This window comes from Pseudomonas sp. PS01298, from assembly GCF_029959745.1.
In the GTDB taxonomy this organism is placed as follows: domain Bacteria; phylum Pseudomonadota; class Gammaproteobacteria; order Pseudomonadales; family Pseudomonadaceae; genus Aquipseudomonas; species Aquipseudomonas aylmerensis.
In genome coordinates, this window is sequence record NZ_JASCPP010000034.1 from 48,522 (window position 1) to 55,328 (window position 6,807).

The following is a 6,807-nucleotide window of genomic DNA, read 5'->3' on the forward strand; positions in this document are numbered from 1 at the left end:
TCATATTTTTTAAGCCACGGATTTTGTCCTTTCTGGAGCCGTACATGCAGTTACGACCACTTGTTTTGCTTACCCTGTTCAGTTTCCTGGTCGCCTGCAGCAGCGAAGCCCCCAAGCCGGCCGCGCCTCAACCCACGCCTGCGCAAGAGAAAAAAGTCCCAGGCATCGAGGACCTCGGCCCCCTGCCCGCTTACCAGCGTGAAATCAGCGGCAGCCTGACCAACGTGCCGGCCGGCGCCGAAGTCGAGATGGCGCTGCTGGTCATCGATGACCGTTCGCGCCCGCAACAACTGCTGGCCAGCAGTGTGCTGACCGGCAATGGCCAGCCGCTCGCCTTCCGCCTGCGCTACAACCCCGAAGCCTTCCCGGCCGGTGCGCGGGTTGAATTGCGCGGTCGCGCCAGCCAGTCCGGCCAGTTGATCCTGCACCTGCCCGCCGTGCGCATCACCCAGCCGATCACCCAGACCACCGGCCCCCTGCAACTCGTCAAGGCACCATGACGCCACCGCTGGACCTGCAAGCCGCGCTGAGCGAGCTGATCGGCGACGCGCACTTGGTGCCCTGCCGTTTGCCGGGCACCGAGTTGTCGTTGTGGTTGCTTGACGCCGACAACATGGACCGCGCTTTCAGCCCCGAAGAAACCCGGCGCATCCTGCACGAGCCGCCTTACTGGAGCTTTTGCTGGGCCAGCGGCCTGGCTCTGGCACGCTACCTGGCGGCGAACCCGCAATGGGTTGCGGGAAAACGCGTGCTCGACTTCGGCGCCGGCTCCGGTGTGGCCGCGATTGCGGCGCTCAAGGCCGGTGCGCTGGAAGTGGTGGCCTGCGATCTGGATCCGCTGGCGTTGGCGTCCTGTCGGGCGAATGCCGAGCTCAATGGTGTAGAGCTAAGCTACTCGGCGGACTTTTTCGCCGAAGCCGACCGCTTCGACCTGATCCTGGTCGCCGACGTGCTCTACGATCGGGCCAACCTGCCGCTGCTGGACCAGTTCCTGAGCCGAGGCCGCGAAGCGTTGGTGGCGGATTCGCGCGTGCGTGATTTCCAGCATCCGGATTACCGGCGGCTGGAGATCCTGGATGCGCTGACGTTGCCGGATTTGGCGGAGCCTTGGGAGTTTCGCAAGGTGAGCCTGTACCATTCGCGGCGTTCTTGAGGCCATCGCCGGCAAGCCAGCGCCTGCAGGTGAGCGCATTCGCCTGCTGGACACGCTTTCAGCCAATCGCGCCAGCCCTTATAGTTGCCCCATTCCCGCTTTATTCGAGACGCCCCATGAGTGAGCCCACGCCGTACATCTTCGATGTCACCACCGCCAACTTTGATCAGGCAGTGATCCAGAACTCCTTCGAAAAACCCGTGCTGGTGGATTTCTGGGCCGAGTGGTGCGCGCCGTGCAAGGCGCTGATGCCGATGCTCGCGCAGATCGCCGAGAGCTATCAGGGCGAGTTGCTGCTGGCCAAGGTCGATTGCGATGCCGAGCAGGATATCGTCGCGCGGTTTGGCATTCGCAGCCTGCCGACCGTGGTGCTGTTCAAGGATGGCCAGCCGGTCGACGGCTTTGCCGGGGCGCAGCCGGAGTCGGCGGTGCGGGCGATGCTGGAGCCGCATGTGCAGATGCCACCACCGGCCGCGGCAGATCCGCTGGAGCAGGCCCAGGCGCTGTTTGCCGACGGCCGCATCAGCGATGCCGAAGCGGTGCTGGTGGCGCTGCTGGGCGAGGACAATACCAACGCCGCGGCGTTGATCCTGTATGCGCGCTGCCTGGCCGAGCGCGGTGAGCTGGGTGAAGCCCAGACTGTGCTGGACGCGGTCAAGAGCGACGATCACAAGGCCGCCCTCGCCGGGGCCAAGGCGCAAATCACCTTCCTGCGCCAGGCCGCCGACCTGCCGGACGCTGCCGACTTGAAAAGCCGCCTGGCGCAAGACCCGCAGGACGACGAAGCGGCTTATCAACTGGCCATCCAGCAACTGGCGCGCCAGCAGTACGACGCGGCGCTCGAAGGCTTGCTCAAGCTGTTTATCCGCAATCGCAGCTACAGCGAAGGCTTGCCGCACAAGACCTTGCTGCAGGTGTTCGAACTGCTGGGCAATGATCACCCGCTGGTGACCGCGTACCGCCGCAAGCTGTTTGCCGCGCTGTACTAATCGCCGATCCAACTGTACAGCGGCGTATCCCCGCCGCTGCTCACCTTGACCTTGGCACTATGGCGCAGGCGCACCAGCAGGCGCTTGCCCGCCGACGCGTCGCCCGCCAAACCTTCAAGCTGGTCGAGCAACTCCAGGCCGTTCAGTTGGCCGGCGTTGCGCAACAGGTCCTGGGCGCCCTGCCACTGGTCGTCATTGTGCTTGGCCGGCGCCACCGGCGCGGCAGCCGCGCTCGTCACGGGCGCAGCCTGCAACTGCGCGCCGAGTCGCGCCCAATCGCCGTCATCCAGTTCCAGCGTCAAGTCCACCGGCAGGTCGCCGACGGTTCCACGAATTCGCAACATCGTCCTTACTCCTGCACTTTTCTGACGGGCATGCTCCCATGCGGCTTGCGCAACGCCAAGCGGGCGGTCAAACTCTCGGCACTATTGTTATAAGATCACATAACAAAACTTTCATGTTCTGGAGCCTTCTCATGCGCCGTCTGCTGCTTGCTTTGCCGTTTGCCCTGTTGCCACTCGCCATCGCCCATGCTGCCGACGAGCACGACCATGAACACGAGCACGGCAGCCTGGGTGCCCACGAACACGGCGTCGGTCGCCTCAATGCCGTACTCGACGGCCAGGCCCTGGAGCTTGAGCTGGACAGCCCGGCGATGAACCTGGTGGGCTTCGAACACCTGGCCACCACCGCTGCAGACAAGGCCAAGGTCGCCGCTGCACGCAAGCAGCTGGAAAACCCTGTCGCCCTGTTCAACCTGCCCAAAAGTGCCGGTTGCGTCGTGAGCACCCAGGAACTCAACAGCCCACTGTTCGGCGACAAACCCGAAGTTGACCACGACGACGATGATGACGATCACGACGCCAAAGACAGCGCCCACGAGCATCATCACGACCACAGCGAAATCCACGCGCATTACCAATTCACCTGCGCCACGCCGACAGCCCTGAGCAACCTGGACCTGAGCCAGGTGTTCAAGACTTTCCCTGCCACGCAGAAAATCCAGGTACAACTGATCGGCCCGAGCGGCCAGCAAGGTGTCGAAGCGACGGCACAGGCAGCTACCCTGAAATTTTGAGTTCATGCCTCAGTCAAGGTGGAAGCTGGCTTGCCTGCGATAGCATCGATGCAGTGTTTCTGCCACACCGCGTCGCTTGCATCGCAGGCAAGCCAGCTTCCACACCTGATCGGTGTCATCATCCAAATCAAACCAGACCAGACCACTGACTCCCCATGACCCAAGCGTTAATCGAACTGTCTGACCTGGGCTTCAACTGGCCCGGCCACCCACAGTTGCTGGACATCCCCGCGTTCCGCCTGGAAGCAGGGGAAACCCTGTTTCTCAAGGGGCCGAGCGGCAGTGGCAAAACCACCTTGCTCGGCCTGCTCGGCGGCGTGCAGAAGCCCAGCCGCGGCAGCATTCGCCTGCTCGGCCAGGAGCTGACCGAATTCTCGGCCGGCGCCCGCGACCGCTTTCGCGTCGACCATACCGGCTACATCTTCCAGCAGTTCAACTTGCTGCCGTTCCTGTCGGTGCGCGAAAACGTCGAGCTGCCCTGCCACTTTTCCAAGCTGCGTGCGCAGCGGGCGATCCAGCGCCACGGCAGTGTCGACCAGGCTGCTGCCACCCTGCTCGCGCACCTGGGCTTGAAGGACCGGGACTTGCTGGAGCGCCGCGCCGACTCGCTGTCGATCGGCCAGCAACAACGCGTTGCCGCCGCCCGTGCGTTGATCGGCCAACCAGAATTGGTGATCGCCGACGAGCCCACCTCGGCCCTGGACTACGACGCCCGCGAAGCCTTCATCCAGTTGCTGTTCGCCGAATGCCGCGAGGCCGGCGCCAGCCTGTTGTTTGTCAGCCATGACCAGAGCCTGGCGCCGCTGTTCGACCGCAACCTGTCGCTGGCCGAACTCAATCGCGCCGCCACGCCCGCAGAGGTTTGAGATGTATTTGTTCCGTCTAGCCATGGCCAGCCTGGCGAACCGCCGCTTTACTGCGATCCTCACCGCCTTCGCCATCGCCTTGTCGGTGTGCCTGCTGCTGGCGGTGGAACGCGTGCGCGTTGAGGCGCGCAACAGCTTTGCCAGCACCATCAGCGGCACCGACCTGATCGTCGGCGCCCGCTCCGGCTCGGTCAACCTGCTGCTGTACTCGGTGTTTCGCATCGGCAACGCCACCAACAACATCCGTTGGGACAGCTACGAACACTTCGCCGCCAGCCCCCAGGTGAAATGGGCCATCCCGATTTCCCTGGGCGACTCCCACCGCGGCTACCGCGTAATGGGCACCAACGAATCCTACTTCGAGCACTACCAGTACGGCCGCAAGCAGAACCTTGAACTGGCCAGCGGCCGCGCCTTCGCCACTGACCCGTTCGAGGTGGTGCTCGGCGCCGAAGTCGCCGATGCGCTGCATTACAAGCTCGGCGACAAGCTGGTACTGGCCCACGGCGTGGCAGTGGTCAGCCTGGTGAAACACGATGACAAGCCGTTCACCGTGGTCGGCATCCTCAAGCGTACCGGCACACCAGTGGACCGCACGCTGCATATCAGCCTGGGCGGCATGGAAGCGATCCACATCGACTGGCACAACGGCGTGCCCGCCCAGGGCAAAGGCCGCATCAGCGCCGACCAGGCGCGCAACATGGACCTCACCCCGCAGGCCATCACCGCGTTCATGCTCGGCCTGAACAACAAGATTTCCACCTTCGCGCTGCAACGCGAGATCAACGAGTTCCGTGGCGAGCCGATGTTGGCGATCCTGCCGGGCGTGGCGCTGCAGGAGCTGTGGAGCATGATGGGCACCGCCGAAAAAGCCCTGTTCGTGATCTCGCTGTTCGTGGTGCTGACCGGGCTGATCGGCATGCTCACGGCGATCCTCACCAGCCTCAACGAACGCCGCCGCGAAATGGCGATCCTGCGTTCGGTGGGCGCACGGCCCTGGCATATCGCGACCTTGCTGATCTTCGAAGCCTTTGCACTGGCCTTGTCCGGCGTGATCGCGGGGGTCGGCCTGCTGTACGTGTGCATCGCCGCGTCGCGCGGGTATCTGCAGGCCAATTACGGCCTGGACCTGCCGATGTCGTGGCCGAGCGAATATGAATGGACGCTGCTGGCCGGTATCCTCGGCGCAGCGCTGTTGATGGGCAGCGTGCCCGCGTGGCGCGCCTATCGACAATCCCTGGCCGATGGCCTGTCCATACGTTTATGAGGAAGGCTTTGATGCGTCGCGTCCTGTTTGCACTGTTTCTGCTGATGGCCCTGCCGGCCTGGGCCGCTGAGCCTAAAGAGCTGACCTGGTCGGAGCTGATCCCGCCGGATGCCGAACCGGAAATACCGAACATGCAGCCGCTGCACAACTTGTCCGGGATGGCCGACGCGCTGGAGTCGGCGCCAGCGGCCAAGCAGGAAATGCCCCACGCGCCGGTGGTACAGGGCCTCGATGGCCAGCATATTCGTCTGCCGGGATATATCGTGCCGCTGGAAGTCAGCGAAGCAGGCCGCACCACCGAGTTCTTGCTGGTGCCGTATTTCGGCGCGTGCATCCATGTGCCACCGCCGCCGTCGAACCAGATTGTGCATGTGAAAAGCGAAGTCGGCGTGAAGCTCGATGAGCTGTACCAGCCGTACTGGATCGAAGGCGCGATGCAGGTCAAACCGTCCACCAGCGAGCTGGCCGACGCCGGTTACCAGATGGACGCCGAGAAGATTTACATCTACGAACTGCCGCAATAGCGCTGATCGACCTTTCATTGAGCTGAGTCAAAAGATCGAGCGGAACGATCTTTACCATTGGACGTACAACTTTTAAACGTCCTTTTGGAGCTCCCATGAACAAGTCTCTGCTCGGCGCGTCCCTCTTCGCGCTCGCCCTCGCCGCCCCGGTCGTCCACGCTCACGAAGCGGGCGATATTCTGGTGCGCGCCGGTGCAATCACCGTGAACCCGAAAGCCGACAGCGGTCACGTGAAGGTTGACCAGGGTCCATTGGCGGGCACCAACCTGGGCGGCAAGGCGACCATGAGCAGCGACACCCAGCTGGGCTTGAACTTTGCCTACATGCTGACCAACCACGTGGGTATCGAGCTGCTGGCGGCCACCCCGTTCGAGCACGACGTGAAGATCAAAGGCACCGCCCTGAGCCCGGCCAACGGCAAGCTCGGCACCCTCAAACACCTGCCGCCGACCCTGAGCGTCGTGTACTACCCGCTGGACAACAAGTCTGCGTTCCAACCGTATGTGGGCGCCGGTATCAACTACACCTGGATCTACGACGAACACGTCGGCAGCCGCGCACAGGGCGAAGGCTTCAGCAACTTCAAGGCCGAGAACTCCTGGGGCTGGGCGGCGCAGATCGGCGCGGACTACATGATCAACGACAAGTGGATGATCAACGCCCAGGCGCGCTACATCGACATCAGCACCAAGGCGACCGTGGAAAACAACGCCGTGGCACCTGGCACTCGCGCCAAGGTAAACGTTGATGTGGACCCGATGGTGTACATGGTGGGCATCGGCTACAAGTTCTAACCCAGGTTCCACTCACGCTGCATAACCTATGTGGGAGCGGGCGGGTGCAGGAGCTGGCTTGCCTGCGATAGCATCGCCTCGGTGCAACTGACAGACCGAGGCGATTTTATCGCGGGCAAGCCCGGCTCCCACCCCC

9 protein-coding genes are annotated in these 6,807 nt (G+C 63.3%); 8 read left to right on the forward strand and 1 reads right to left on the reverse strand.

All coding sequences use genetic code 11. The annotated features are described in order from the left end of the window. Positions 1 to 44: 44 nt before the first annotated feature. The 3 genes from QMX97_RS14440 (at position 45) to trxA (ending at position 2,142) form a co-directional block, all read left to right on the forward strand. Entirely contained in the window at positions 45 to 500 is a 456-nt protein-coding gene (locus QMX97_RS14440; protein WP_065909967.1) for a YbaY family lipoprotein, read from the forward strand. Continuing rightward, positions 497 to 1,153 (forward strand): 50S ribosomal protein L11 methyltransferase, encoded by a 657-nt coding sequence (locus QMX97_RS14445; protein ID WP_106802510.1) that lies wholly within the window; start codon positions 497 to 499, stop codon positions 1,151 to 1,153. The genes QMX97_RS14440 and QMX97_RS14445 overlap by 4 nt, the downstream gene beginning before the upstream one ends. Positions 1,154 to 1,269: 116 nt before the next feature. Continuing rightward, positions 1,270 to 2,142, forward strand: coding sequence for a thioredoxin (gene trxA / locus QMX97_RS14450; protein ID WP_065909965.1), 873 nt, complete (start codon positions 1,270 to 1,272; stop codon positions 2,140 to 2,142). Here the strand turns inward: trxA and QMX97_RS14455 are convergent. Further along, complete coding sequence (locus QMX97_RS14455; RefSeq protein ID WP_106802509.1) at positions 2,139 to 2,486, reverse strand: hypothetical protein; 348 nt, start codon at positions 2,484 to 2,486, stop codon at positions 2,139 to 2,141. The two genes, trxA and QMX97_RS14455, sit on opposite strands and share 4 nt — an antisense overlap. A 131-nt stretch (positions 2,487 to 2,617) precedes the next feature. Between QMX97_RS14455 and QMX97_RS14460 the strand changes: the two genes are divergently transcribed. The 5 genes from QMX97_RS14460 to QMX97_RS14480 all read left to right on the forward strand — a co-directional run bounded on the left by QMX97_RS14460 (position 2,618) and on the right by QMX97_RS14480 (position 6,671). Further along, positions 2,618 to 3,220 (forward strand): DUF2796 domain-containing protein, encoded by a 603-nt coding sequence (locus QMX97_RS14460; RefSeq protein ID WP_282397125.1) that lies wholly within the window; start codon positions 2,618 to 2,620, stop codon positions 3,218 to 3,220. Positions 3,221 to 3,375: 155 nt separating this feature from the next. After that, positions 3,376 to 4,086, forward strand: a complete 711-nt coding sequence (locus QMX97_RS14465) for an ABC transporter ATP-binding protein (protein ID WP_282397126.1) — start codon at positions 3,376 to 3,378, stop codon at positions 4,084 to 4,086. A gap of 1 nt (position 4,087) precedes the next feature. Beyond that, positions 4,088 to 5,353 carry an ABC transporter permease gene (locus tag QMX97_RS14470; protein WP_065909957.1) on the forward strand — a complete coding sequence of 422 codons (1,266 nt, stop codon included), beginning with the start codon at positions 4,088 to 4,090 and terminating at the stop codon, positions 5,351 to 5,353. Between the two features lie 11 nt (positions 5,354 to 5,364). Beyond that, the gene (locus QMX97_RS14475) at positions 5,365 to 5,877 is read left to right on the forward strand and encodes a DUF3299 domain-containing protein (RefSeq protein WP_106802506.1); all 513 of its coding nucleotides are present in this window, start codon (positions 5,365 to 5,367) and stop codon (positions 5,875 to 5,877) included. 95 nt (positions 5,878 to 5,972) lie between these two features. After that, complete coding sequence (locus QMX97_RS14480; protein WP_106802505.1) at positions 5,973 to 6,671, forward strand: OmpW family outer membrane protein; 699 nt, start codon at positions 5,973 to 5,975, stop codon at positions 6,669 to 6,671. Positions 6,672 to 6,807 lie beyond the last annotated feature (136 nt).